The organism is Streptomyces sp. NPDC002671 (assembly GCF_053592475.1).
In genome coordinates this window covers 97750-123048 of record NZ_JBSFVU010000008.1, presented here as the reverse complement: position 1 = coordinate 123048, position 25299 = coordinate 97750, and the positions used below count along the sequence as shown (strand labels likewise).

Here is a 25299-nt window from a genome sequence, read left to right as displayed (position 1 = left end):
GCCCTGCGGCGCGGTCACCGCGGGCCCGGCTGTCAGTGGGGCGTGGCAGGATCGGGGGCGTGGCAGAGACAGCACCGAAGCAGACCGACAAGACCTCCGGCGGCACCCGTCCCCGGCTGATGCTCATGGACGGGCACTCGCTGGCGTACCGCGCGTTCTTCGCGCTGCCCGCGGAGAACTTCACCACCGCGACGGGCCAGCCGACGAACGCGATCTACGGCTTCGCGTCGATGCTGGCCAACACCCTGCGTGACGAGGCGCCCACCCACTTCGCGGTGGCCTTCGACGTCTCCCGCAAGACGTGGCGCTCCGAGCAGTTCACCGAGTACAAGGCGAACCGCTCCAAGACCCCGGACGAGTTCAAGGGCCAGGTCGAGCTGATCGGCGAGCTGCTGGACGCGATGCACGCGCCGCGCTTCGCCGTCGAGGGCTTCGAGGCCGACGACGTCATCGCCACCCTCGCCACCCAGGCCGAGGCCGCGGGCTTCGAGGTGCTGATCGTCACCGGCGACCGCGACTCCTTCCAGCTGGTCACCGAGAACACGACGGTCCTGTACCCGACGAAGGGCGTCTCGGAGCTGACCCGGTTCACCCCGGAGAAGGTTTTCGAGAAGTACGGATTGACGCCCGCGCAGTACCCGGACTTCGCGGCCCTGCGCGGCGACCCGTCCGACAACCTCCCCGGCATCCCCGGCGTCGGCGAGAAGACCGCCGCGAAGTGGATCAACCAGTTCGGCTCGTTCGCGGAGCTGGTCGAGCGCGTCGACGAGGTCAAGGGCAAGGCCGGGCAGAACCTGCGCGACCACCTGGAGTCGGTCAAGCTCAACCGCCGGCTCACCGAGCTGGAGCGCCAGGTCGAGCTGCCGAGGACGGTCGCCGAGCTGGAGCGGGCCCCGTACGACCGCAAGGGCGTCGCGATGATCCTGGACACCCTGGAGATCCGCAACCCCTCCCTGCGCGAGCGCCTCTACGCGGTCGACCCCGGCGCCGAGGAGGCCGAGACCACCCCGGTCGCGACCGAGGGCGTCACACTGGACGGCACCGTCCTCGGCACCGGCGAGCTGGCCCCCTGGCTCGCCGAGCACGGCACCGAGACCCTGGGCGTCGCCACCGTCGGCACCTGGGCGCTCGGCACCGGCTCGGTCGCCGAGGTCGCCCTCGCCGCAAAACCAAAGGGGCAGCCCGAAGGGCTTCCGCAGAAGGGTGGTGGTGGGCGACGGGAGGGCGGGTCCGCCGCCTGGTTCGACCCGTCCGAGCTGGACGAGGCCGACGAGAAGGCGTTCGCCGCCTGGCTGGCCGACGCCGGCCGGCCCAAGGTGTTCCACAACGCCAAGGGCGCCATGCGCGTCTTCGCCGAGCACGGCTGGACCATCGAGGGCGTCACCATGGACACCGCGCTCGCCGCCTACCTGGTCAAGCCGGGCCGCCGCTCCTTCGACCTCGACGCGCTCTCCCTGGAGTACCTGCACCGCGAGCTGGCCCCGGCCGCCGCGGCCGACGGCCAGCTGGCCTTCGGCGCGGACGACGGCGCCGAGGCCGAGGCCCTGATGATCCAGGCCCGCGCCGTCCTCGACCTGGGCGAGGCCTTCGAGAGCCGCCTGGAGGAAGTGGGCGCCGCCGACCTCCTGCGCGACATGGAGCTGCCCACCTCCGCACTGCTCGCCCGCATGGAGCGCCACGGCATCGCGGCCGACCGCGCGCACCTCGAAGCGATGGAGCAGATGTTCGCGGGTGCCGTGCAGCAGGCCGTGAAGGAGGCGCACGCCGCGGCCGGGCACGAGTTCAACCTGGGCTCGCCCAAGCAGCTCCAGGAGGTCCTCTTCGGCGAGCTGGCCCTGCCCAGGACCAAGAAGACCAAGACCGGCTACACCACCGACGCCGACGCCCTCACCTGGCTCGCCACCCAGACCGACAACGAACTGCCGGTGATCATGCTCCGCCACCGCGAGCAGGCGAAGCTGCGCGTCACGGTCGAGGGCCTGATCAAGACCGTCGCCGCCGACGGCCGTATCCACACCACGTTCAACCAGACGGTCGCCGCCACCGGCCGCCTGTCCTCCACGGACCCGAACCTGCAGAACATCCCGGTCCGCACCGACGAGGGCCGCGCCATCCGCCGCGGTTTCGTGGTCGGCGAGGGCTTCGAGTCCCTGATGACCGCCGACTACAGCCAGATCGAGCTGCGCGTGATGGCCCACCTCTCCGAGGACGAGGGCCTGATCGAGGCGTTCACCTCCGGCGAGGACCTGCACACCACCGTCGCCTCCCAGGTCTTCTCCGTGGAACGCGACGCGGTGGACGCGGAGATGCGCCGCAAGATCAAGGCGATGTCGTACGGCCTGGCGTACGGCCTGTCGGCGTTCGGCCTGTCCCAGCAGCTGAACATCGACGCGGGCGAGGCGCGTGCCCTCATGGACACGTACTTCGAGCGTTTCGGCGGCGTGCAGGACTATCTGCGCCGGGTCGTCGACGAGGCGCGGGCGACGGGCTATACGGCGACCCTCTTCGGCCGCCGCCGCTACCTCCCCGACCTCAACAGCGACAACCGCCAGCGCCGCGAGGCGGCCGAGCGCATGGCCCTCAACGCCCCGATCCAGGGCACCGCGGCGGACATCGTCAAGATCGCCATGCTCAATGTCGGCCGGGCCCTGCGCGAGGCGGACCTCAGGTCCCGCATGCTGCTCCAGGTCCACGACGAAATCGTCCTGGAGATCGCCCCCGGCGAACGCGAGGCCACGGAGGAGCTCGTCCGCCGCGAAATGGCCGCCGCCGTCCACCTGAGGGCCCCGCTCGACGTCTCGGTGGGCGTGGGCCCGGACTGGGAGTCGGCGGCACACTAGCCCGCGGCGCTCGGCAGGGGGGCGCGGTGCTGTCCGCCAAGGACGGCCGGCGCCCCCTCGCCATGCCACCCCGCACGGCCCCTCCAGCCCACCCCCACCGGCAAACGGCCGAACCCCCGGAGGGCCCGTCACTCACGTGGCCCCCGCCAAAACGCCCCCCGGGCCTCCCAGCCGCCAAGATGCGGGCATGGGTATACGCATGCTCCACCGCCGGTCGCCCGAGGCGGGCACCCCGGCCCGGGCGGACACCGCCTCGGCCCCGGTGACGCCTCCCTCGCCGGTCCCGGCCCTCGCGGCCGACGCAAGCACCGCCCGCATTCCCGCCGACCTGGCGACGACCGTACGCAGCGCCGCCGCGGACCTCAGATGCCTGTTCGCCGGCCGGGCCGTCCGGGCGGGCCGCGCCCCCGACTGGCGCCAGTGGGCCGACCTCGCCCGCTGCTACCTCGCCCTCGCGCTCACCCTCGTCCCGAGAGCGCGCACCCGGCCCGAGCTCACCGTCTTCGTGGCGTCCCTCACCGAGAGACCCGGGCTGCGCGAGCGGCCGTCCGCCACGCCCTGACCCCGAATGCGGGCCCGAGCCGCGCCGCCGCCAGTACGATCATGTTCGTCCGCTGTGTCCCGACTCATCCCCTTGCCCCGCGGGCCAACGCCAGTTGGCCAACCGGTGAAAATCGGGCGTGAACGGGTCCCGGTGCCAGACAAGTTGTCGTAGGGTCACCTGGGTTGCCGGGCCTGGAGGGCAACCACAGGACCGGGTCGACCGTCACACCACAGCGAGGCAGACGGACGGGACACGGACGCCGAGGCGTCCACGGGAGGGGTTCACTCAATGGCGGCGCATTTCGGCAGTCGACTGCGCAAGGGGGCGGCGACCACCGCCGTGGCCGCGGCGGCGGTCGCGGCTCTGTCCGCGTCCCAGGGGCCGGGAGTGATCGGCGAGGACCACGGCAGACAGGCCGCGGCCGGCGCCAGCTCCCCGGTACCGGACACCGGCGGCTCCGACGGCAACACTGCCGAGGGCAACGCCACCGGCAACTCGCCGTACTACACGGACCTGCCGCCGCTGAACAGCCCCGCACCGAGCCCCTCTCCGACGATCGGAACCCCCGTCTCCCGGGGCGAGGCCGAGGCCGGCATCCCGGCGACCGTCCTCGACGCCTACAAGAGGGCCGAGACCGAACTGCACGCGTCCCAGCCCGGCTGCAACCTGCCCTGGCAACTGCTCGCCGCCATCGGCAAGGTGGAGTCGGGCCAGGCCCGCGGCGGCCGTGTCGACGCCAACGGCACCACCCTGACCCCGATCCTGGGCCCGCAGCTCGACGGCAACGGCTTCGCCCTCATCAAGGACACCGACCACGGCCTGTACGACGGCAACAGCCACTACGACCAGGCCGTCGGCCCGATGCAGTTCATCCCGTCCACCTGGGCCTGGGCCGGCCGCGACGGCAACGGCGACGGCAAGAGCGACCCCAACAACGTCTACGACGCCGCCCTCGCCGCCGGTCACTACCTGTGCCGCAACGGCTGGGACATGTCCACCACGGGCGGCCTGCACAGCGCGATCCTCAGCTACAACAACTCGCAGGACTACCTCAACCTGGTCCTGAACTGGCTGGAGTACTACCGCAAGGGCACCCACTCCGTCCCCGACGGCACCGGCCCCGTGCCCTCCCACCGCAGCGACGACAACAAGGGCGGCCACAAGGGCGCCCCGGCGTCCCCGAAGCACCCGCACCACAAGAAGCCGGCCCCGACACCGGACAAGCCCGGCGGCCCCGGCACCCCCGACCCGAAGCCCCCGGTCCCGCCGAAGCCGCCCACCCCCTCCGACACCGTGGACCACCTGGAGGACGCGGGCACCGCGCAGCTCACCGCGATGGCCGGCGACGCGTTCGACCAGCGGATCAGCACCCGCGCGGAGACCAAGGCCGAGAAGTCCGTGGGGAAGGTGAGGATCCGGTTCACCATCACCGGCGAAACCGACGCCACGTTCGCCGGCGGCGAGACCGTGGCCACGGTCATCACCGACGCCCAGGGCGTGGCGCTCGCACCGGCGCTCCAGGCGGGCGAGAAGACCGGCGACTTCACCATCACCACGGCTGTCGTCGGCCACCAGGCCAAGGGCGTCGACTACACCGCCACCGTCACCGAGCGCGTCGCGGACACCCTCGCCCGCACCAGCGACACCCCGCTGACCTGCACCCCGGGCGGCGAGTTCGCCGACCAGGTCCAGGTGAAGGCGACGTACAAGGGCGCCGTCGCGGACAAGGTCGCGTCCACGGCCACGCTGATCAAGTCGGCCGACGACGCCACCGAGAACGACAAGGGCCCCTACTTCAAGGACGCCGACGGCAAGGCCGTACGCACGCTCACCGGCCTCCAGACGGACGACAACGGCCTGCTGACGCTGCCGAAGCTGTACGCGGACGACGTCACCGGCACGTTCCTGCTCCGTATCACCACCACCGGCGGCGCCACCCTCACCGTCGAACTGAAGGTCGCCGCGCCCGACCCCTCGCCGAGCGGGTCCCCGAGCCCGTCGCCGAGCGCGTCCCCGAGCCCCTCGCCGAGCGGGTCCCCGAGCCCGTCGCCGAGCCCGTCCGCGACTTCCTGACCGGACGGCCGTAAAGCACAGCACAGCAGGGCGCCCCTCCGCTCCGGCGGGGAGGGCGCCCTCGCGCATGCGTGCAACGTGTTCTCATCTCGCCCGCCCGTTGCTACGGTGCCCCACCTGACGCCCCATCAGGAACCGTCCGCCGGGAGGCCCCGCATGCGCGCCCTCATCGCCGCCGCGACCGGTCTCGCCCTCGCGCTCGCCCTGGTCCTCACGATGACCGCCCTGGGCGCGCCGACGGGCCGGACATCCCCCAAGCCGCTGCTGACGACGGTGCCCTCGCACCCGTAGCCGCGCCCGTCCGGGAGGGAGGCCGGAATGCGCCGCAAGGCAAGCCTGGTCCTGCTCGCCTGCGCCGTGTTCTGCGCGGCGCTGTCCCCGCTGCTGCGCTGGTACGCCTTCCCGCGCCTGGCCCGCATCCCCGCGAACGAGTACCAGGACATGGTTCTGGAGGCCAGGGGAGCGACCCTGCTCGACTACGGCACCATGCGCGCCAGGAAAGTCTCCAAAGTGACGATCGTGCAGACCCTCAAGGGCGACGTGGAGTCGGCGAAGAAGGTCGGGAGAGCGGCGGGCCGGCCCGTCGTCGTCTGGGACAGCCTGTCCTACGTCCAGGGCCCCGACGGCAAGATGGTCTCCAAGATCCCGGAGCGCTACATCTTCGACGCCCACAGCCAGGACCCCGTCCACGCCACCGGCGAGTCGGTCGACGGCGACCCGGTCCGCCGGGACGGCATCGAGTTCAAGTTCCCGTTCCTGACCCAGAAACGGGACTACGAGTACTTCGACGCGCAGACCCGCACCATCAACCCCATCCACTACAAGGGCACCAGGCACTTCCGTGGCCTGAAGGTCTACTTCTTCGAACAGACCATCCCCTGGACCAAGGTGCGCCTCCCGAAGGCCATGCCCGTGCAGGGCATCACCCCCGAGTCGGTCGCCAGAACCGGCACGACCCGCTGGTACACCACCGTCCGCACGTTCTGGGTCGAACCGGTGACCGGGGCGCCCGTCTACGCCGAGGAACTGCACAAGGAGGAACTGCGCGGCGGCACGCTCCTCGGAGGACGGGACAGGGTCACGGCGTTCGCTGGCGACGTGAAGATGCGCGAGGACTACATCGAGCACACGGTCGCCCTCGTCAAACACAACCGCACACTGGTCCTGCTGCTGACCTCGTACCTGCCCCGGGGCTTCCTGACCCTCGGCCTCCTGCTCCTCGCGCTCTCCCTGTACCTGGAGGCGCGCAGCCGGCGCCCGGCGGACCCGGCCCCCGCGCAGGCGACGGAACCCGAGCCGGTCAGCGCCTGAACCGCGCGTCCCGGTCAGCCCCTGAGGCGCGCGTTGGTGTGCCGGGTGGGCTCGGCGCCGGCCGGGTCCTCGGGCCACGGATGCTTCGGATAACGCCCGCGCAGCTCCGCGCGTACGCCCTTGTAGCCGTCCTTCCAGAAGGAGTTGAGGTCGGCCGTGACGGCGGCGGGCCGCCCGGCGGGGGAGAGCAGATGCACGAGCAGCGGCACCCCCGCCACGGCCGGCGTCTCCTGGAGGCCGAATATCTCCTGCAGCTTGACGGCGAGGACCGGCCGCTCCGGGTCCTGGTAGTCGATCCGGATTCTGGACCCACTCGGTACGGTGATCCGCTCGGGCGCCAGCTCGTCCAGCCGGGCGGCCTCCCCGCTCGCCCACGGCAGCAGCCGCGCGAGCGCCTGCCCGGCGTCGATCCGCGCGAGATCCGCCCGCCGCCGGGCCCTGCTCAGCTCCGGCTCCAGCCACTCGTCCACGCGCGCATGCAGCGCCTGGTCCGACACGTCCGGCCACGGCTCCCCGAGATGCGCACGCAGGAACGCCAGCCGCTGCCGCAGCACCTGCGCCTCCGGCGACCACCGCAGCAGCCCGAACCCTTCGAGCCGCAGCCCTTCGAGCAACGCCTCGCGCACGAGACCGGGTTCGACCTCCTTCAGCGGCCGTACGGCCAGCTCGACGGCCCCCAGCCGTTCGACACGCCGGGCCACGACATCCCCGTCGGCCCAGTGCACCTCGTCCCGCTCGTCCAGCAGGGCCCCGGCAGCGGCCCGCGCCACGTCCTCCTGCACGGCAGCCCCGAGCCGCACACGCGCGTGCCCCTTCCCCGAGGGCCGATCGGCAACGGCGACGACGATCCAGGGCGCCCCACGCAACGCCGACCCCTCCGCCGGCTCGGCCCGAGTCCCGGACGCCATGAGGTACGACCCCCCGTCCAGCCTGGCAACCCGCTCGGGAAACGCGAGGGCGGCGACAACCCCGACCAGCCTGTCGTCCCCGGCATCCGCCAACCCACCCGTCCGCACCGCGGTTGCGGTGAGCGAAGAAGCCTCGGCGGTCGTCTCGACCGGAAGAGAGTCACGGGCGGACGGGTGCGCGAACTCCGTGGAGGCGGACTGCAGGCGCCGTACCTCCCTCGCCCACCGGCCGGTGTAGGCGTCGCCCCCGCGCCGCGCGCGCCGCAACGCACCGGCGAGGTCATCGCCGTAGTCGCGCGGCACCTCTTCGGAGAGCAGGGCGACAACCGGGGCACCCTCACCGGAGGTGTCCAGGAGCGCCCGGCCCAGCCGAGGGTGCACCCCCAGCCGGGCCAGCCGTACACCGACCTCCGTGGCCCGCCCGACGGAGTCCACCGCCCCCACCGCTGTCAGCGCTGAGCGCGCCGCCGTCATCGCCCCGCCCGGCGGCGGATCCAGCAACGCCAGCCCGGAGGCGTCCGGATCGCCCCAGCAGGCCGCCTGAAGCGCGAACGCGGTCAGGTCGGCCACCTTGATCTCCGGCGCCGGAAAAGCCGGCAGACGGACGTCCTCGGCCTCCGCCCAGCACCGGTACACCGCACCCGGCGCCTGCCGCCCGGCCCGCCCCGCCCGCTGCCGCCCGGCCGCCCGCGACGCCCGTACCGTCGTCAGCCCGCTCAGCCCGCGCGCGTGGTCCACCCGCGGCTCCCGCGCCAGCCCCGCGTCCACGACCACCCGCACCCCGGGCACGGTCAGCGACGACTCCGCCACGGACGTGGCCAGCACCACCCGCCGCCGCTCCCCGCCCGCCAGCACCGCGTCCTGCACGGCCGCCGGCGCCCGCCCGTGCACCTGAAGCACCTCGACGTCACCGAGATCCCCGAGCTGCCCGGCCACGCGCGCGATCTCGCCCACACCCGGCAGGAAGCACAGCACGTCCCCGTCCCGCTCGGCCAGCGCCCGCCGCACCACCGACGCCACGTGCGCCAGCAGCGCCGGATCCACCCGCATCCCGTGCGGCGGCCCTACCGGACGCACAGGGGGAGCCCACACCACCTCGACCGGGTGCGAGACACCCTTCGCCTCGATCACCGGCGCCCCGCCGAGCAGCCGCGCCCAGCCCTCCGCGTCGGTGGTGGCCGACGCCGCCACCAGCCGCAGCTCCGGCCGCAGCGTCTGCCGTACGTCCCACAGGAACGCGGCCACCGTGTCGGCGTCCAGATGACGCTCGTGGCACTCGTCGAGCACCACTACGTCCACGCCCGGCAGCTCCTGATCGCGCTGCAGCCGCTGCAGCAGCACACCGGTCGTCACGACCTCCACGCGCGCGCGGCGCCCCACGACCCGCTCGCCGCGCACCGTGTAGCCGACGCTGCCGCCCACCTGCTCGCCCAGCAGCCACGCCATCCGCCGGGCCGCCGCGCGCGCCGCGATCCGCCGCGGCTCGGCGACCACGACCCGCCGCGCGGGACCGTCCCCGACCAGCCCGGCCAGCACGAGCGGCACCAGCGTCGTCTTGCCGGTGCCCGGCGGCGCCACCAGGACGGCGGTGCCGTCCCCCTCCAGCGCGTCGGCGAGAGCGGGCAGGGCGGTACGCACGGGCAGCGCGTCCAGGGCGTCGTAACGGATCACGCCCCCTAGTGTCGTACGACCGCGAAATCACCCTTCACGCGCGCGGACGCGCAGGCGTACGCAACGGGCAACGGGTTCAGTCCCGCTCGCACACGAAGATCGCCGTCCCCGGTATCAGGTTCCCGCGCAGCGGGGACCAGCCGCCCCACTCCGAGGTGTTCCAGGCCGGCCACTCCGGCTCCACCAGGTCGACCAGCCGGAAGCCGGAGGCCACGACGTCCCGCACCCGGTCGCCGATGGTGCGGTGGTGCTCGACGTACACCGCGCGACCCTCCTCGTCCTGCTCCACGTAGGGCGTGCGGTCGAAGTACGACGAGGACACCGACAGCCCCTCGGGGCCCGGCTCGTCCGGGAAGGCCCAGCGGATCGGGTGCGTCACCGAGAACACGAACCGGCCGCCCGGCCGCAGCACCCGGCGCACCTCGCGCAGCACCAGCCGCGGGTCGCCGACGAACGGCAGCGCCCCGTACGCGGAGCACGCCAGGTCGAAGGAGCCGTCCGCGAAGGGCAGCGCGCCGGCGTCGGCACAGACGAGGGGAAACGATCCGCCGATGCGCAGCGCGTGCTGGAGCTGGCGGTGCGAGAGGTCCAGGGCCACCGGGTGGGCACCCTGGGCGGCCAGCCAGCGCGCGCACTGCGCCGCGCCCGCGCCGATCTCCAGGACCCCCTTGCCCTTCAGGTCCTCCGCCGGGCCGAGCAGCTCGGCCTCCACCTCGTCCAGGCCCTCCGGGCCCCACACGAAGCGGTCGTCGCCCAGGAACGTGCCGTGCTCGACCTGGTACTCGTCCGCGTTGCGGTCCCACCAGCCCCGGTTGGCACGGGCGCTCTCCGCGACTCCGGCGTCACGTCGGGTGGCTTCCGGTTCGAACTCCTCGGACCCTTCGGGTTCGAACGCTTCAGGCTCTTGGATGATCGGCTCCCTCGTCGTACTCTTCCGTGCAACCCGCCGGGCGCGCGTGTCGCTACGCGTGTCGCAGGAAAGGGTGTCCCGCAGCCCTGCGCGGCCTCCTGGGACGATTTCTTGTGCCGGGAATGCGGCGATCCGCCCCGGGTGTGCGCCTTCGCGCATTGACCCTGCCCGGCTGCCCCCGTATGCTACAAGTTGCGCTGCGGGCCTGCACACCTCAGACGTAGCAGGTTGCGCTCGCATCTGTTGTATGTCCCCTCGGTTCTCGAGGCGCCATCACCAGTTCACTGGTGGGGCGCTTCCTTGGCTGTCCGGCTTCATCAGAGCGAAACGGGCTCCCGGCGTAAGCAGTACCTACGACTTCATGTCCGTACCGGAGCCCTTTCCCACATGACGAGCAGCACCGAGACCACCGCCACCACTCCGCAGGTTGCGGTCAACGACATCGGTAACGAGGAAGCCTTCCTCGCCGCGATCGACGAGACGATCAAGTACTTCAACGACGGCGACATCGTCGACGGCGTCATCGTGAAGGTCGACCGGGACGAGGTCCTGCTCGACATCGGTTACAAGACCGAAGGTGTCATCCCGAGCCGCGAGCTCTCGATCAAGCACGACGTCGACCCGAACGAGGTCGTGGCCGTCGGCGACGAGATCGAGGCCCTGGTCCTCCAGAAGGAGGACAAGGAAGGCCGCCTGATCCTCTCGAAGAAGCGCGCCCAGTACGAGCGTGCCTGGGGCACCATCGAGAAGATCAAGGAAGAGGACGGCATCGTCACCGGTACCGTCATCGAGGTCGTCAAGGGTGGTCTCATCCTCGACATCGGCCTCCGTGGCTTCCTCCCGGCCTCCCTGGTCGAGATGCGCCGCGTCCGCGACCTCCAGCCGTACGTCGGCAAGGAGCTCGAGGCCAAGATCATCGAGCTGGACAAGAACCGCAACAACGTGGTCCTGTCCCGCCGTGCCTGGCTGGAGCAGACCCAGTCCGAGGTCCGCCAGACGTTCCTCACGACCCTCCAGAAGGGTCAGGTCCGTTCCGGTGTGGTCTCCTCGATCGTCAACTTCGGTGCCTTCGTGGACCTGGGTGGCGTCGACGGTCTGGTCCACGTCTCCGAGCTGTCCTGGAAGCACATCGACCACCCGTCCGAGGTTGTCGAGGTCGGCCAGGAAGTCACCGTCGAGGTCCTCGACGTCGACATGGACCGCGAGCGCGTCTCCCTGTCGCTGAAGGCGACCCAGGAAGACCCGTGGCAGCAGTTCGCCCGCACCCACCAGATCGGCCAGGTCGTGCCCGGTAAGGTCACGAAGCTGGTTCCGTTCGGTGCGTTCGTCCGCGTGGACGAGGGCATCGAGGGTCTGGTCCACATCTCCGAGCTGGCCGAGCGCCACGTGGAGATCCCGGAGCAGGTCGTCCAGGTCAACGACGAGATCTTCGTCAAGGTCATCGACATCGACCTCGAGCGTCGCCGCATCAGCCTCTCGCTGAAGCAGGCCAACGAGTCCTTCGGTGCCGACCCGGCCTCGGTCGAGTTCGACCCGACCCTGTACGGCATGGCCGCGTCCTACGACGACCAGGGCAACTACATCTACCCCGAGGGCTTCGACCCCGAGACCAACGACTGGCTCGAGGGCTACGAGAAGCAGCGCGAGGAGTGGGAGCGCCAGTACGCCGAGGCGCAGCAGCGCTTCGAGCAGCACCAGCAGCAGGTCATCAAGTCCCGCGAGGCCGACGCCGCTGCTGCGGCCGAGGGTGGCGAGGCTGCGGCTCCGGCCGCGACCGGCGGTTCGTACTCCTCCGAGGGCGCGGACACCTCCGGCGCGCTGGCCTCGGACGAGGCGCTTGCCGCTCTGCGCGAGAAGCTGGCCGGCGGCCAGAGCTGAGCTCTGCCGCTGAGGCTTAGCCGATAACCGGCTCTGAGGGGCCGTACCTTTCGAGGTGCGGCCCCTCAGGCGTTTTCCGGGGCTCCTTCGGCTCTCCTCCGGTGGCGCGTCCCCGGAGTTGCACTTGCCCGCGCGTTCGTTCGTATCCTCTTCGTGAGATCGCTGATCAGCGGCGCGTCGCGGGAATGCCCCTGCTCCAGGGCGTGTTGTCGATGAGGAACACGAGGAGGAGCGGTCACAGTGCTTGATCCGCAGGGTTTGTACGCATGGGAGCCGAAGGGCCTCGCCGTCGTCGACATGGCGCTCGCCCAGGAGTCGGCCGGACTTGTCATGCTCTACCACTTCGACGGATACATCGACGCGGGCGAGACCGGCGACCAGATCGTCGACCGGCTCCTCGACTCGCTGCCCCACCAGGTCGTGGCCCGCTTCGACCACGACCGGCTCGTGGACTACCGGGCCCGCCGCCCGCTGCTGACCTTCAAGCGGGACCGCTGGACGGAGTACGAGGACCCCGCCATCGAGGTCCGGCTCGTCCAGGACACCACCGGCGCCCCCTTCCTGCTGCTCTCCGGCCCCGAACCGGACGTCGAATGGGAGCGGTTCGCCGCGGCCGTACAGCAGATCGTGGAGAGGCTCGGCGTCCGCCTGTCCGTGAACTTCCACGGCATCCCCATGGGCGTCCCGCACACCCGCCCCGTGGGCCTGACCCCGCACGGCAACCGCACCGACCTCGTCCCCGGCCACCGCAGCCCCTTCGACGAGGCCCAGGTGCCGGGCAGCGCCGAGTCGCTCGTGGAGTACCGCCTCATGGAGGCCGGACACGACGTCCTGGGTGTCGCCGCGCACGTCCCGCACTACATCGCCCGCTCCCCGTACCCGGACGCGGCCCTGACCGTCCTGGAGGCCATCACGGCCGCCACCGGCCTGGTCCTGCCCGGCATCGCGCACTCCCTGCGCGCAGAGGCGCACCGCACGCAGACCGAGATCGACCGGCAGATCCAGGAGGGCGACGAGGAGTTGACCGCGCTCGTCCAGGGCCTGGAGCACCAGTACGACGCCGCCGCCGGCGCCGAGACCCGCGGCAACATGCTCGCCGAACCGGTCGACATCCCCTCGGCCGACGAGATCGGGCTGGAGTTCGAGCGCTTCCTGGCGGAACGCGAGGGCGACAACTGACCTCCGCCGATTCCGCCGTCAGGGGCAGGCCCTAAGCTTCCGCTCATGCTGAAAGTGGGCCTCACCGGTGGAATCGGCGCCGGCAAGAGCGAGGTGTCGCGGCTGTTCGTGGAGCACGGCGCCGTACTGATCGACGCCGACCGCATCGCGCGCGAGGTCGTCGCGCCCGGAACACCCGGCCTGGCGGCGGTGGTCGAGGCATTCGGCGAGGACGTCCTCGCCGCCGACGGCAGCCTCGACCGCCCCCGGCTCGGCTCCATCGTCTTCGCCGACCCCGACAAGCTCGCCGTTCTCAACTCGATCGTCCACCCCCTGGTGGGCGCCCGCTCCCGCGAACTGGAGAGCGCCGCCGCCGGCGACGCCGTGGTGGTCCACGACGTCCCGCTCCTCACCGAGAACCGCCTGGCGCCGCTGTACGACGTCGTGGTCGTCGTGGACGCGAGCCCCGAGACCCAGCTCGACCGGCTCGTACGACTGCGCGGCATGACCGAGGACGACGCACGTGCGCGTATGGCCGCGCAGGCGACCCGCGAGCAGCGCCGGGAGATCGCGGACATCGTGATCGACAACGACGTACCCCTGGACGAACTCAGAAAGCGCGTGGCGCAGGTGTGGGACGACCTCGTGCGGCGGGCGGCAGCCGGCGGCGCGGAATAGCGGTCCCCCGTCCGGGCGTTGAACCGCCGGAGAGAGGGAAGGACTCTGCCGTGCCCGAGACCAGCGGTCCGATCGGACGAACCCCGGAGACGCATGTCATCGACTTCCGCGCCGCCGAGCAACTGCTCAACGCGCGGGACCCGCGGGGCGCGGTGAAGCTGCTCGACGAAGTCATCGCCGCGCACCCCGAGAACACCGCCGCCCGCCTGCTGCGCGCGCGTGCCTTCTTCGCCGCCGCGCAACTGCGCCCCGCCGAGCTGGAATTCACCATCGTGCTGGAACGCGAGCCGGACAACGCCTTCGCCCACTTCGCGCTCGCCCGCACCTACGAACGCCAAGGCCGCCCCGACCATGCCATCCGCCACTTCCGGCTGGCCGCCGCGCTCGACCCCAACCCCGACTACCTGAAGGCCGCGCGCTTCGACGCGTGAGGCCGGCCCCGCCCCTCACGGGTGACCGGGCGGCGGCTGCCGCCGACGGGGAGGCTGCTGCGGGTACGGCTGCTGCTGCGGATAGGGCGGACCGCCGCCCGGTGGCAGGCGCGGCGGGCGGCTCTCCGGCGGCCAGTACGGCGGTACGTCGGGGCCGGGCTGATAGTGCGGGCCCTCCCGGATATGCCGGACGATCATCGTCAGGTCGATGGTGATCACCAGCCACAGCATCCCGAAGGCCGCCGCCCAGCCGGGGCGCCCGAGCAGCGCGAACAGCGCCGTGCCGAAGATCGCCCAGATCAGCCCCCACACGCTCAGCCAGAACCGCGCTCGCAGGGCACTGCGCGCGGTCGCCGGTTCACTGCCCGTACGCATAGGATCACCGTTCCTCCTAAAAACGTACTCTTCACCGCAGACGTCCATCAAGCGCGGTCGTCATGGCCGGGAAGAAGCTGGCCGGAAAGTTCCCGCAGCACCGGCGAAACCCTCGAACGAGTGAACTACGGCGAGCAGGGAACGGCCGTACGACGCCCGGCCGTTGTGCCGGCATGACGATCAAAATGCGTGAGGGACACAGCGGAACAGGACCCGGTGCGATCACCCCGGACGGCTGCGCGGTCGAGCTGTACTCGCGACTGCCGGTGCGCGACGAACCGGACGTCATCGCCGCGGCGGTACCGGCCGGGGCGCACATCCTGGAACTGGGCAGCGGAGTGGGCAGGGTGACCCACCCCCTGCTGGAACGCGGCTTCACGGTCACGGCCGTGGACGAGTCCGCGGAGATGCTCGCCCGTGTCCGCGGGGCGCGCACGATATGCGGCCCCATCGAGCATCTCGATCTGGACGAGAAGTTCGACGTGGTGATGCTCGCGTCGTTCCTCGTCCACGCCGCCGACGTCGAGGTGCGCCGGGGCCTGCTGCGCACCTGCGTCAGGCACGTGGCGGAGGGCGGCTGCGTGCTCATCCAGCGGGAGGGCGCCGACTACCACACCAACGTGCCGAGGGAGCGCGTCGACCCGGGCTTCACCATGCGGATCGTCTCGGCGGAGCCGGTCGGCGACGGCGTGAACTCCGTCCTCGCCGAGTACGTCTTCCCCGACGCGGTCTGGACCCAGACCTTCCGGTCCCGCCTCCTGAACCGGGACCAGTTCGAAGCGGCACTCGCGGAAGCGGGACTGGAGGTGGCCGAGTACCTGACCCCGGACGGGATCTGGGTGAAGGCGGTGCCGGTGGCGGGGTAGGGGGCTGGAGTGGGTAGGCCTCATGGCCTGCGCAAGGATCGCGTGGGTGGCGATGAGTTTTAGGGGCGGGGCCGGTCTATCTCGGTGACAGCAAGCGAGTTCGCATCACCCAGGAGACCCTGATGTCCGAGACCACTGCCCCCGTCGCCTCCTCCGCCGCTTCCGCGCCCGCGAGGCGTCGCTTTGCCGCCATCGCTCTGCGTGGTGTGCAGGTGCTGCTCGCCCTGTTCTTCGGCATTGCGAGTGCGCTGCCCAAGCTGATCGCGCATCCGTCGGCCGTCGAGTCCTTCGACAAGATCGGCTGGGGGCCCCAGGTCAGCGGCTCCGGGGTCGGGCGCCGGGTCCGCCGGGCCCTCCGGGTCCCCCCAGCCCTCCGGGTCCTCCCGGCCCTCCAGGTCCACCGAGCCCACCGAACCCGCCCGGCCCGGCGAGGCCCCGGAGGCGTTCCAGTTCGCGGCGGTCGCGCTTGGTGGGGCGGCCCGTGCCGCGGTCGCGCAGGCCGGCCGGGGCCGTGGCCTGGCGGGGCGGGGGCGGCGGGGAGTTGTCGATGTAGCACTGGACGGCCACGGGGGCGCCGACCCGCTTGCGGATCAGGCGCTTGACGATCACGACGCGTTCCCGGCCCTCGTGCCGCAGGCGGACCTCGTCGCCGACGCGCACGGAGTAGGCGGGCTTCACCCGCTCGCCGTTGACGTGGACGTGCCCGCCACGGCAGGCGGTGGCGCCCAGGGAACGCGTCTTGATCAGGCGTACGGCCCAGATCCAGCTGTCGATCCGTACCGTCTCGCCGTTGGCCGGCCCGGCGGCCTCGGCGGCGGCCACCGCGGCGGCGACCTCGGGGTCGAGCGGCTGGGCAGCGGCGGCGCCGGGGTTCTCGGCATCCCGGGCGGGGGCCGTCTCGCCCCGTCCGCCGGTGTCACGGTTCACGTTCTCGTCCGCATCCTCGGAAGCCATGCCCCGACCCTAGCGCCCCGGGGCGGGCGAGCCGGAGGCGTTTTCCGGGGGTGCCGCGCCCGTCCCCGGTCAGGGAACACGAGAACTACGGGGGAACCTTCGCCAGGCCGGAGCGGGCATACCGTGGCCCCATGGACGACAGCTGTGCCCTCGCTCGGCTCGACCGGCGTGTCGCCGAGTGCCGGGCCTGTACCCGGCTCGTCGCCTGGCGCGAGGAGGTGGCCCGGACCAAGCGGGCCGCGTTCGCCGACTGGACGTACTGGGGGCGGCCGGTGCCCGGCTTCGGGCCCGCCGACGCCCGTCTGGTGATCATCGGGCTGGCGCCCGCCGCGCACGGCGGCAACCGCACCGGCCGCATGTTCACCGGTGACCGCTCCGGAGACGTGCTCTACCAGGCGCTGTACGACGTGGGGCTCGCCTCGCAGCCCACCTCGGTCAGCGCGGACGACGGCCTGGAGCTGTACGGCGTCCGTGTCACCGCGCCCGTGCACTGCGCCCCGCCTGCCAACAAGCCGACCCCCGGTGAGCGCGACACCTGCCGCCCCTGGCTGGTCGAGGAACTGAAGCTGCTGTGCCCGACGCTCAGGGCGGCCGTGGTGCTCGGCGCCTTCGGCTGGCAGGCCGCGCTGCCCGCGCTCGCCGAGGCGGGCTGGACCGTCCCGCGCCCCCGCCCAGCCTTCGCCCACGGCACCCGGGTCGCCCTGGACCGCCCCGGTCTCCGCCTCGACCTCTTCGGCTGCTTCCACGTCAGCCAGCGCAACACCTTCACCGGCAGGCTCACCCCGGAGATGCTGCGCGAGGTGCTGCGCACGGCGGCGGACGCGGCCGGGCTGCCGTAGGGGGTGCAGCTGCGCGCAGGCGGGTGCCTCGGCGGGTGCCGGACACCGCGGGTGCCGGACACCGCGGGTGCCGGACGCTGGGGCGTGCCGGACGCCTCAGGGGCGCCACACGTAGCGCACGTCCGGCTCCCGCTCCTCGTTGCCGCTGCCGTCGGTGAACTCCACCGCGGTGAAGCCGTGCCGCTCGTAGAAGCGGTGGGCGGGCTTGTTGACCTGGAAGGTCCACAGGGTGAGGCCACCGGGGCTGCGCTCCTTGGCGAGGGCGACGAACCGGTCACCGAGCCCACGGCCCCGCCACCCCGGGGCCAGATACAGCTGGGACAGCGACTCCCCCTCCAGGACCATCAGGCCCACGATCTCGCCTCCGGCCGCCTCCGCGACCCACGTCTCCCGCAGCGGGATCACCACGTCCCGGAAGTAGTCCCGCACCTCGTCGTCGGAGTGCGGCCGGACCACCGTCGGCAGCGCGGCGGCGAAGGACCGCAACCAGGTGTCGGCGGCGGCGCGCGCGTCCGTAGACCCCGCCCGCCGGATGCCGACCGTCCCCTCGACTGTCCCCCCGGCCGTCCCCTCGACTGTCCCCCCGGCCGTCGCGCCGGCCTCCTCCGGCACCACGGCCGTCGCCGTGATCTCCACCAGCTGGCCGGGGTACCCGAGGCAGGCCACACCGAGCAGCGTGGACGAATGCGGGCCGAGGCTCAGCCCCGAGGCCTCGACGACCTTCCACACCGCGGCCAGTACGGCGGGATCGGTGCTCACCACGTACACATCGGTGGCGACGACGTGTTCCAAGTCGCTGCCGACGGCCTGCAGTTGCTCCCGGAGGTTCGCGATGACCTGCTCGGCCTGCCGCAGCGGGTCGCCGGCCCCGGCCAGCGTGCCCTCGGCGTCGAGCGGTACGGCTCCTCCCAGGAACGCGAGCTTCGTGCCCGCCTCCACGACGGATGCGTGCGCATAGGTGGGCGGCGGGAAGAGGCCGGGCGCGTTCACTCGACGGATCATGGCGGCTCCTCGGATCGGGGAATCGGGGCATCGGGACGTGGGCCGACAGGCCATCGGGACGTGGCAAGGGCCAACCTCCTGATGATCCGCACCCCGGCCGCCGGTCCGCACCCGATTTTCCGCTCGCCGGTCCACGACCTCGCCGCCACCGCCGATGTGCCGTCGGTCGTAAGGGAGTTGGAGCGGAGCCCGCGTAGGCTGCCCGGCATGGACCTCGCCGACGGCCTCATCGACCATCCCTACGACGTCTACCGGCGCCTGCGTGAGACCGCGCCCGTGCACCGCGTCACCGGACCGGACGGCACCCCCGCCTGGCTCGTCACCCGGTACGAGGACGTCCGTGCCGCCCTCGCCGACCCCCGCCTCTCCCTGGACAAACGGAGCGGGGCCGGTACGTACAAGGGCCTCTCGCTGCCACCCGCCCTCGATGCCAACCTCCTCAACATGGACCCGCCGGACCACACCCGCATCCGGCGCCTGGTCGGCCGCGCCTTCACCCCGCGCCGAATCCAGCAGCTCCGCACACCCATCCGGCGTACCGCGGACCGGCTCCTCGACGCCCTCGGCACGCACGGCAGCACCGATCTGGTCGCCTCCTATGCCGCGCCGCTGCCGATCACCGTCATCTGCGACCTGCTGGGCATCCCGGAGGGGGACCGGCTGGACTTCCGGCAGTGGACCGACGTCCTCACGGCCCCCGACCCGGCCCGCCCGCACGCCGTCAAGGAGGCGATGGCGGCCATGCTCGGCTTCCTCACCCGGCTCCTCGCGGCCAAGCGCAGGGAGCCCGGGGACGACCTGCTCAGCGACCTGATCGCCGTACGCGACGAGGGCGACCGGCTCACCGAGGACGAGCTGATGTCCCTCGCCTTCCTCATCCTTTTCGCCGGGTACGAGAACACGGTCCAGCTCATCGGCAACGCCGTGCTCGCCCTCCTGCAACACCCCGACCAGCTCGCCGCCCTGCGCAAGGAGCCGGAGCGACTTCCTGCCGCAGTCGAGGAGTTGGCCCGTTACGAGGGCCCCATGCTGCTCGCCATGCGCCGGTTCCCGGTCGAGGACGTGACGATCGCAGGGGTGACCATCCCGGCGGGCGAGACGGTCTGGGTCTCCCTGTCCGCCGCCGACCGCGATCCCGAGCGCTTCCCCGGCCCCGACCGCCTCGACCTCGGCCGCGATGCCGCCGGCCAGCTCGCCCTCGGGCACGGCATCCATTACTGCCTGGGCGCACCCCTGGCCCGCGCCGAGACGGAGATCGCGCTGGCCGCCCTGCTGGAGCGGTTCCCCGATCTGGCGCTCGCGGAGGGCGAGTTGCGTTGGCGCCGATCGCTGCGGGCCCGTGGGCTGGTGGCGCTGCCGGTGACGTACTGAGGACGTAGTGAGTCGGTGCGCGGGCCGTGGCCGAGAGGCGCCTGAAAAATTCTTGGAATCGGCCGCCGTATTCCGACGAGTTCCGCTCCTGCTGGCGGTCACCACCCGGAACGACCGTCGGACAGGAGGGCCCATGTCGCTTCCGGAGATCGTCTCGCGCGAGCAGTGGCGCGCGGCGCGCGAGGAACTGCTGCACAAGGAGGAGGCGGTCAGCAAGGCGTACGAGCAACTGGGCGCCGAGCGGCGAAGACTGCCCATGGTCGAGGTCGACCCGGAGTACGTCTTCGAGGGCTGCGACGGCAAGGCCACCTTCCTCGACCTCTTCGAGGAGCGGTCCCAACTCGTCGTCCACCACTCCATGTTCGCGCCGGAGTGGGGGGGCGGGCTGCCCGGGCTGCTCGGCCTTCCTCGACCAGGTCGGCCACCTCGCGCACCTGCGGGCCCGGCACACCTCGTTCGCGGCCGTGTCCCGGGCGTCGTTCACCCGGATCCTGCCGTTCAAGTCGCGGATGGGCTGGGCGGTGCCCTGGTACTCGTCGTGCCACAGCGACTTCAACCTCGACTTCGAGGTGACCGTGGACCTGGGCGGGGAACTGGTCGAGCGGCCGGGTGTCAGCTGCTTCCTGCGGGATCGCGACCGGGTCTTCCACACCTACTCGGTGTACGACGACGGCCTGGACCGCCTCAGCACGATCGCCGGCCTGCTCGACCTCACGCCGCTCGGGCGCAGGCCCGTGGGCAGCGACCGGCTGCGGCTGCATGACGAGTACGAATGACGAGTACGAATGCTGACGGTTCCGTTCCCTGTGCGGAGCGTGCCGAAGTGGTGTCGGTCATGTCTCAGTCCCGTCACTGGGCGAGGCGCTTCCCTGCTCCAGGGCGTTAACTCCTGACAACAGGACGCTTTCTGGAGGTGCAGGATGGTGAACGGGCGAACAGTGCTCGAGCGCTTTCCCGCCGGCGGTCCGCGAGGATCGTGGCCCGCGGAGGAGTTCGCGCACGCGCGGCGTCTGGAAGGCCTGCCCGCCGAGGTCGTGATGGACCTCGCGACGGACACGTTCCTGGTCATCGTGCGGGGTGGCGAGGGCGGGGGACTGGTGCCCGCGCCGTGAACTGCTCCGCCTGGAGCGCGTACAGCTCCGCGTACAGCTCCGCGTAGAGCCGGGAGTGCGGGGGCCGGGGCGGCTACGCCGAGACGGCCCGGGACCAGTCCGGGGTCGTGCCCGTCACCCGGCACAGGGCCAGGTACAGGGGGATCGGCGGGGTGTACGGGACCGTGCCCTCCGGGCGGTGGATGAGGCGGGCGGTGCCGGGGACCAGCGCGCCGGGGGCGTAGTGGGCCGGGGCCGGCCAGGGGAGGGCGTCGTCGGAGTCGGCCGGAACGATCCACCACCAGCGGGCGCCGTCGGTGTACACGCAGCCCAGGCGCGGCAGCTGTGGGGCGACGAGCGGGCCGAGGCGGTCCGGTACGGCCACGGCGTCGCAGCCGAGCGGGACCGTCATGCCCTCGGGCAGCGGCAGCCGGCGCGTCGTGGCTGTGTTCGTGGTGGCGTTCTTGGCCGTGTTCGCGGTCATGGCTGCGGGTGCGGCCGGGGCCGGAGCGGGTTGCCGGCGCTTCAGACGTACCAGCGTGTCCAGGCCGAGCGGCCGGTCGGAACCCGTGGTGAGGCGCGGGGCGACATCGCTGATGTGGGGCGCGCCGAGGCCCGGGGTCGTCGCGAGGTGCGGACCGGTGGCGTGATACGCGCCGACTCCGAAAGCGGAGGCGGTGGCGGAGCTGTGGTGCGGGCGGCCGGGGCCGATGGTGCTGTTCACGGCAGCTCCTATGCGCTGTGCTGCTTCGGTTCCCATCCGCCGCGCTGCTGCGGGGGTGTCCGGCGCTGGACCGGGATCGGCCCGTCCTCGCGGGAGCCGTGCGAAGGGCTCGGCTCGTGTGAGCGGCCCGGGTCGTGCGAGGGGCTCGGCTTGGGCCGGGCGCCCCAGCCCAGGTCGTTGCGCGGTCCGGCGGTGCCGGAGGCCGCGTCGGTCTGGTGGGGTAGCTCGGCCCAGACCAGCAGCCCGGGACCGTGTTCCTGGGCACCCCAGGCCTCGCACAGGGCGTCGACGAGCAGCAGGCCGCGCCCGCGCTCGTCGTCGGGCCGCTGCGGGGACGGGTGCGGATCGCCCGGCGCGCAGCCCTCGTCGTGCACGGCTATGCGCACCGTGTCGTCGTGGTCGTGCAGCTCGCACACGACGCGACTGCTCGCGGTGTGCACGATCGCGTTGGTGACCAGCTCGGATATGACCAGAGCCGCGCTGTCGCAGGTGTCCGCGCACACCGACCAGCCCGTCAGCCTGGCACGCGTCAGGCGTCTCGCCTGTGCGGGGGAACCCGGATGAGCGGCCAGCTCGAAGCGGAACCGGCGCCCGGCAGCGCCCCGGCCAGGGGCTGCTCCCGTGGTGGCACCGAGACCGAGGCGGTCTGCGGCGGCGTCTGTTCCTAAGGGCGCGGACGGAATCACGCTTGCCACTATCGCCCCGCCGCGAACACTTGGCAAGTGTCACTCTGAAAATTGCAGAGTGCAGTGTGACTCGGTCAGTGGCCGTGGCACACTGCTCGCAACAGCACGTCGAACGGCGCCAATTGGGATAGTCGCTGATCCGTCCGGATCTTCGAACGAATCTTCGAATGGCGCCGTAGGGCTGTCGTAGGGCTGTGCTGTCGTAGGGCAGTCGGGATCCGTTGCGGGATCCTCTGCGGGACTTCGGGTTTCCTTCGGTGGAGGTGGGAGCGTGAGCGAGCCGCGGTCCGCGCCGACCGTGGGTCAGGTCGTCCTTGGCCGACGCCTGCTGGACCTGCGGGAACGCGCCGGTCTCAAGCGCGAGGAGGCCGCCCGTGTCCTCCGTGTCGCCCCCGCCACCGTCCGCCGTATGGAGATGGCCGAGGTCGCCCTCAAGATCCCGTACCTGCAGCTGCTGCTGAAGGCCTACGGCGTGCCCGATGACGAGACCGACGTCTTCGTGCAGCTCGCCGAGGAGGCCAACAAGCCCGGCTGGTGGCAGCGGTTCCACGACATCCTGCCGGGCTGGTTCTCCATGTACGTCAGCCTGGAGGGCGCGGCCAGCCTCATCCGCTCCTACGAGCCGCACTTCGTCCCCGGGCTGCTGCAGACCGAGGACTACGCGCGCGGAGTGCTCAAGTCCGGTGCCATCGGGCAGACGAGCCCGGACGACATCGAGCGCCACGTCGCGCTGCGCATGCAACGCCAGGACCTGCTCACCCGGCCCGACGCCCCCCGCTTCTGGGTGGTGATGGACGAGACCGCCCTGCGCCGCCCCGTCGGCGGCCCGGAGGTGATGCGCGCGCAGATCGACAGGTTGCTGGAGGCTACGAAGCTGCCCCATGTGACGCTCCAGGTCGCCCCGTTCGCCAACGGGCCGCACCCGGGGACGTACGGGCCCTTCGTGCTGTTCCGGTTCGCCATGTCGGAACTCCCGGACATGGTCTACAGCGAGTACCTGACCGGCGCCGTCTACCTGGACGCGCGCTCCGAGGTGGGGACCCACCTGGAGGTCATGGACCGCATGGCGGCGCAGGCCGCCACGGCACAACGCACGAAGGAGATCCTCCGGGATCTCCGCAAGGAGCTGTGAATGGATCGCATCACGCCGCGCGGTCGCGTCTACAACGGCATGCCAGCACGGGAGTTGGGAAGCGAGGGGTGGCACAAGCCCTGGAGCGGCGGCAACGGCGGCAACTGTCTGGAGGCGATGAAGCTGTCCGACGGACGGATCGCCGTACGCCAGTCCACCGACCCGGACGGCCCCGCGCTGATCTACACCACGGACGAGATGACCGCCTTCATCGAGGGCGCGAAGGCGGGTGAGGCGGACTTCCTGCTCACGTGACCGACCCGTGCCCTTTTATTACTTGCTCAACTTCCTTGATCCGGCCTTCTGTTGCCCAGCCCCACCTTGTTCCTCCTGATCCTTGTTCCTCCTGATCCTTCCCGGCCGTCATCCGGGCGGCGGCAGCACCCCGCACAGGGCCTCAACGGCCGCCCCGTAGGCGTGTTCCGCGGGCGTCGCGTACCCCACCACCAGCCCGTCGGCCGCCGCCGTCGCCGCCTCCGGATGCCGGAACGCGGCGAGGCCGTCGAGCGCGACGCCCTGCCAGACGGCGGCCTTGACCGCAGACCGTTCGGTGCCGGGCGGCAGCCGCAGCACCGCATGCAGCCCGGCGGCGACACCGGTCACCTCGATGTGCGGCGCGTGCGCGGCGAGCGCCTCGACCAGCCGGTCGCGGCGGCGCCGGTAGTGCTGCCGCATCCGCCGCACATGACGGTCGTACGACCCGGAGCCGATGAAGTCCGCGAGGGCGAGCTGGTCCGGCACGCTCGCCCACGCCTCCCGCTCGCCCTTCGCGGCGAGCGCGGGGCCGACGTACCGCTCCGGCAGCACCATCCAGCCCAGCCGCAGCGCCGGTGACAGGCTCTTGCTGACCGAGCCGATGTGGATCACCCGCTCGGGATCGAGGCCCTGAAGTGCGCCGACGGGCCGTCGGTCGTAGCGGAACTCGCCGTCGTAGTCGTCCTCCAGCACCACCGCCCCGCGCGCGCGTGCCCAGTCGATCACCGCCGCCCGGCGCTCCGGGTGCAGCGGGCCGCCGGTCGGGAACTGGTGTGCGGGCGTGAGCAGTACGGCCCGCTCCCGCCCCAACTCCGCCACGCGAGCGCCGTGTTCGTCCAGCGGCAGCGGCACGGTCCGCACGCCGGCCGCCGCGAGCAGCCCTCGGTGGAAGCCCAGCCCGTACGACTCGACGGCCAGCGGACCGCGCAGCACGCCACCGCTGCCGCCGCCGTCGCCTGCGCCGCCTCCGGGTCCGCCCGGTGGCCCGAACAGCAGCCGCAGGGCGTGCGCGAAGCCGGAGCAGATCACGATCCGGTCCGGCGCGGTACGTACCCCTCGCGCGCGTGCCAGGTACTCCGTGAGCGCCTCCCGCAACTCCCGGCGTCCGGCGGGATCCCCCGGCCCGAACGCCTCGTTGGGCGCCGCCCGCAGCGCCCTGCGGTAGGAGGCCGCCCAGGCCGACCGGGGGAACGCCGAGGCGTCCGGCGTGCCCTGGCGCAGATCGTGCCGCGGCTCACGCGCGCGTGCGGGAGTCTTCACGGGCACACGCCCGGCCCGCGGCAACGGCACGGCCCTCCCCCGCTGCCCGGAAGGCGCGGGAGGTACCCCCATCGCGACCCGGGTGCCCGAGCCCTGGCGGGCGGTCAGCCAGCCCTCCGCGACCAGCTCCGCGTACGCGTCGGCCACCGTGTTGCGGGCCAAGCCGAGGTCGGCGGCGAGCGAACGGTACGGCGGCAGCCGTGTGCCCGGCGCCAGCCGCCCGCCGCGCACCGCCTCCCGCAGCGCCCGGATCAGCGCGGCCCGCCGCCCACCCGGTCCCGACAGCTCCAGATGCAGATCGGCACCGATCCGCTCCGCGGAATTGACCCATGATTCCGTCAC

General features: G+C 72.1%; 23 protein-coding genes and 3 pseudogenes. 17 read left to right on the top strand and 9 right to left on the bottom strand.

Going from position 1 to position 25299, the window contains the following annotated elements:
* Positions 1–59: 59 nt before the first annotated feature.
* The 5 genes from polA (at position 60) to ACWD35_RS14440 (ending at position 6768) form a co-directional block, all read left to right on the top strand.
* A complete protein-coding gene (gene polA / locus ACWD35_RS14460) occupies positions 60–2840 on the top strand; it encodes a DNA polymerase I (protein WP_451351529.1) in 2781 nt (926 codons plus the stop codon).
* A gap of 187 nt (positions 2841–3027) precedes the next feature.
* Positions 3028–3402: a hypothetical protein gene (locus ACWD35_RS14455; protein WP_451351528.1), complete on the top strand. Its 375-nt coding sequence runs from the start codon at positions 3028–3030 to the stop codon at positions 3400–3402.
* 270 nt (positions 3403–3672) lie between these two features.
* A complete protein-coding gene (locus tag ACWD35_RS14450; RefSeq protein ID WP_451351527.1) occupies positions 3673–5457 on the top strand; it encodes a lytic murein transglycosylase in 1785 nt (594 codons plus the stop codon).
* A gap of 156 nt (positions 5458–5613) precedes the next feature.
* Complete coding sequence (locus tag ACWD35_RS14445; RefSeq protein WP_451351526.1) at positions 5614–5748, top strand: SPW_0924 family protein; 135 nt, start codon at positions 5614–5616, stop codon at positions 5746–5748.
* Positions 5749–5775: 27 nt separating this feature from the next.
* Positions 5776–6768 carry a DUF3068 domain-containing protein gene (locus tag ACWD35_RS14440; protein ID WP_451351525.1) on the top strand — a complete coding sequence of 331 codons (993 nt, stop codon included), beginning with the start codon at positions 5776–5778 and terminating at the stop codon, positions 6766–6768.
* Positions 6769–6782: 14 nt separating this feature from the next.
* Here ACWD35_RS14440 and hrpB read toward each other — a convergent pair whose 3' ends face one another.
* Entirely contained in the window at positions 6783–9347 is a 2565-nt protein-coding gene (gene hrpB / locus ACWD35_RS14435; protein ID WP_451351524.1) for an ATP-dependent helicase HrpB, read from the bottom strand.
* 76 nt (positions 9348–9423) lie between these two features.
* Entirely contained in the window at positions 9424–10416 is a 993-nt protein-coding gene (locus ACWD35_RS14430; protein WP_451351523.1) for a class I SAM-dependent methyltransferase, read from the bottom strand.
* A 228-nt stretch (positions 10417–10644) separates the two neighbouring features.
* On the opposite strand from ACWD35_RS14430, the gene rpsA reads away from it, so the two are divergent.
* The 4 genes from rpsA to ACWD35_RS14410 all read left to right on the top strand — a co-directional run bounded on the left by rpsA (position 10645) and on the right by ACWD35_RS14410 (position 14402).
* On the top strand, positions 10645–12135 hold the full coding sequence (gene rpsA, locus ACWD35_RS14425) for a 30S ribosomal protein S1 (protein ID WP_067042841.1): 1491 nt from the start codon (positions 10645–10647) through the stop codon (positions 12133–12135).
* Positions 12136–12375: 240 nt separating this feature from the next.
* Entirely contained in the window at positions 12376–13314 is a 939-nt protein-coding gene (locus tag ACWD35_RS14420; RefSeq protein ID WP_451351522.1) for a PAC2 family protein, read from the top strand.
* A 45-nt stretch (positions 13315–13359) separates the two neighbouring features.
* Positions 13360–13971: a dephospho-CoA kinase gene (gene coaE, locus ACWD35_RS14415; protein WP_451351521.1), complete on the top strand. Its 612-nt coding sequence runs from the start codon at positions 13360–13362 to the stop codon at positions 13969–13971.
* A gap of 50 nt (positions 13972–14021) precedes the next feature.
* Positions 14022–14402, top strand: a complete 381-nt coding sequence (locus ACWD35_RS14410; RefSeq protein ID WP_451351520.1) for a tetratricopeptide repeat protein — start codon at positions 14022–14024, stop codon at positions 14400–14402.
* 15 nt (positions 14403–14417) lie between these two features.
* Here the strand turns inward: ACWD35_RS14410 and ACWD35_RS14405 are convergent, their stop codons facing one another.
* Entirely contained in the window at positions 14418–14777 is a 360-nt protein-coding gene (locus tag ACWD35_RS14405) for a DUF6343 family protein (protein ID WP_451351519.1), read from the bottom strand.
* A 185-nt stretch (positions 14778–14962) separates the two neighbouring features.
* Here ACWD35_RS14405 and ACWD35_RS14400 point away from each other — a divergent pair, with 185 nt between their 5' ends.
* Both ACWD35_RS14400 and ACWD35_RS14395 read left to right on the top strand, forming a co-directional pair.
* Positions 14963–15643 (top strand): class I SAM-dependent methyltransferase, encoded by a 681-nt coding sequence (locus tag ACWD35_RS14400; RefSeq protein WP_451351518.1) that lies wholly within the window; start codon positions 14963–14965, stop codon positions 15641–15643.
* Positions 15644–15765: 122 nt separating this feature from the next.
* Positions 15766–15951, top strand: a pseudogene (locus ACWD35_RS14395) (DoxX family protein); the annotation flags it as partial.
* Positions 15952–15958: 7 nt separating this feature from the next.
* Here ACWD35_RS14395 and ACWD35_RS14390 read toward each other — a convergent pair.
* Positions 15959–16597: an RNA-binding S4 domain-containing protein gene (locus ACWD35_RS14390; protein ID WP_451351517.1), complete on the bottom strand. Its 639-nt coding sequence runs from the start codon at positions 16595–16597 to the stop codon at positions 15959–15961.
* 131 nt (positions 16598–16728) lie between these two features.
* Between ACWD35_RS14390 and ACWD35_RS14385 the strand changes: the two genes are divergently transcribed.
* Complete coding sequence (locus tag ACWD35_RS14385) at positions 16729–17436, top strand: uracil-DNA glycosylase (protein ID WP_451351516.1); 708 nt, start codon at positions 16729–16731, stop codon at positions 17434–17436.
* A 96-nt stretch (positions 17437–17532) separates the two neighbouring features.
* Here the strand turns inward: ACWD35_RS14385 and ACWD35_RS14380 are convergent, their stop codons facing one another.
* Together ACWD35_RS14380 and ACWD35_RS14375 are read right to left on the bottom strand one after the other, a co-directional pair.
* Complete coding sequence (locus ACWD35_RS14380; protein WP_451351736.1) at positions 17533–17970, bottom strand: GNAT family N-acetyltransferase; 438 nt, start codon at positions 17968–17970, stop codon at positions 17533–17535.
* A 63-nt stretch (positions 17971–18033) separates the two neighbouring features.
* A pseudogene (locus ACWD35_RS14375) lies at positions 18034–18438 on the bottom strand (RidA family protein); the annotation flags it as partial.
* 207 nt (positions 18439–18645) lie between these two features.
* On the opposite strand from ACWD35_RS14375, the gene ACWD35_RS14370 reads away from it, so the two are divergent.
* From ACWD35_RS14370 to ACWD35_RS14360, 3 genes and pseudogenes are all read left to right on the top strand, one after another.
* Complete coding sequence (locus ACWD35_RS14370) at positions 18646–19809, top strand: cytochrome P450 family protein (protein ID WP_451351735.1); 1164 nt, start codon at positions 18646–18648, stop codon at positions 19807–19809.
* A 133-nt stretch (positions 19810–19942) separates the two neighbouring features.
* Positions 19943–20585 (top strand): annotated as a pseudogene (locus ACWD35_RS14365) (DUF899 domain-containing protein).
* 144 nt (positions 20586–20729) lie between these two features.
* Entirely contained in the window at positions 20730–20921 is a 192-nt protein-coding gene (locus ACWD35_RS14360) for a hypothetical protein (protein WP_451351515.1), read from the top strand.
* 73 nt (positions 20922–20994) lie between these two features.
* Here ACWD35_RS14360 and ACWD35_RS14355 read toward each other — a convergent pair whose 3' ends face one another.
* Positions 20995–21384, bottom strand: coding sequence for a hypothetical protein (locus tag ACWD35_RS14355; protein WP_451351734.1), 390 nt, complete (start codon positions 21382–21384; stop codon positions 20995–20997).
* Between the two features lie 248 nt (positions 21385–21632).
* The gene (locus ACWD35_RS14350) at positions 21633–22319 is read right to left on the bottom strand and encodes an ATP-binding protein (RefSeq protein WP_451351514.1); all 687 of its coding nucleotides are present in this window, start codon (positions 22317–22319) and stop codon (positions 21633–21635) included.
* A gap of 262 nt (positions 22320–22581) precedes the next feature.
* Here ACWD35_RS14350 and ACWD35_RS14345 point away from each other — a divergent pair, with 262 nt between their 5' ends.
* Both ACWD35_RS14345 and ACWD35_RS14340 read left to right on the top strand, forming a co-directional pair.
* A complete protein-coding gene (locus ACWD35_RS14345; RefSeq protein ID WP_451351513.1) occupies positions 22582–23442 on the top strand; it encodes a helix-turn-helix domain-containing protein in 861 nt (286 codons plus the stop codon).
* Positions 23443–23697, top strand: coding sequence for a DUF397 domain-containing protein (locus tag ACWD35_RS14340; RefSeq protein ID WP_451351512.1), 255 nt, complete (start codon positions 23443–23445; stop codon positions 23695–23697).
* Positions 23698–23805: 108 nt separating this feature from the next.
* Here the strand turns inward: ACWD35_RS14340 and pdxR are convergent, their stop codons facing one another.
* Positions 23806–25299, bottom strand: coding sequence for a MocR-like pyridoxine biosynthesis transcription factor PdxR (gene pdxR, locus ACWD35_RS14335; protein WP_451351511.1), 1494 nt, complete (start codon positions 25297–25299; stop codon positions 23806–23808).

Bases quoted from the DNA above. Each gene is read 5' to 3' on its own strand.
- ACWD35_RS14360 (WP_451351515.1), top strand. From the start codon at position 20,730: ATGGTGAACGGGCGAACAGTGCTCGAGCGCTTTCCCGCCGGCGGTCCG.
- ACWD35_RS14430 (WP_451351523.1), bottom strand. From the start codon at position 10,416: ATGCGCGAAGGCGCACACCCGGGGCGGATCGCCGCATTCCCGGCACAA.
- ACWD35_RS14455 (WP_451351528.1), top strand. From the start codon at position 3,028: ATGGGTATACGCATGCTCCACCGCCGGTCGCCCGAGGCGGGCACCCCG.
- ACWD35_RS14445 (WP_451351526.1), top strand. From the start codon at position 5,614: ATGCGCGCCCTCATCGCCGCCGCGACCGGTCTCGCCCTCGCGCTCGCC.
- ACWD35_RS14355 (WP_451351734.1), bottom strand. From the start codon at position 21,384: ATGACCGCGAACACGGCCAAGAACGCCACCACGAACACAGCCACGACG.
- ACWD35_RS14400 (WP_451351518.1), top strand. From the start codon at position 14,963: ATGCGTGAGGGACACAGCGGAACAGGACCCGGTGCGATCACCCCGGAC.
- rpsA (WP_067042841.1), top strand. From the start codon at position 10,645: ATGACGAGCAGCACCGAGACCACCGCCACCACTCCGCAGGTTGCGGTC.
- ACWD35_RS14370 (WP_451351735.1), top strand. From the start codon at position 18,646: ATGGACCTCGCCGACGGCCTCATCGACCATCCCTACGACGTCTACCGG.
- coaE (WP_451351521.1), top strand. From the start codon at position 13,360: ATGCTGAAAGTGGGCCTCACCGGTGGAATCGGCGCCGGCAAGAGCGAG.
- ACWD35_RS14450 (WP_451351527.1), top strand. From the start codon at position 3,673: ATGGCGGCGCATTTCGGCAGTCGACTGCGCAAGGGGGCGGCGACCACC.
- ACWD35_RS14405 (WP_451351519.1), bottom strand. From the start codon at position 14,777: ATGCGTACGGGCAGTGAACCGGCGACCGCGCGCAGTGCCCTGCGAGCG.
- ACWD35_RS14340 (WP_451351512.1), top strand. From the start codon at position 23,443: ATGGATCGCATCACGCCGCGCGGTCGCGTCTACAACGGCATGCCAGCA.
- ACWD35_RS14440 (WP_451351525.1), top strand. From the start codon at position 5,776: ATGCGCCGCAAGGCAAGCCTGGTCCTGCTCGCCTGCGCCGTGTTCTGC.
- ACWD35_RS14385 (WP_451351516.1), top strand. From the start codon at position 16,729: ATGGACGACAGCTGTGCCCTCGCTCGGCTCGACCGGCGTGTCGCCGAG.
- ACWD35_RS14390 (WP_451351517.1), bottom strand. From the start codon at position 16,597: ATGGCTTCCGAGGATGCGGACGAGAACGTGAACCGTGACACCGGCGGA.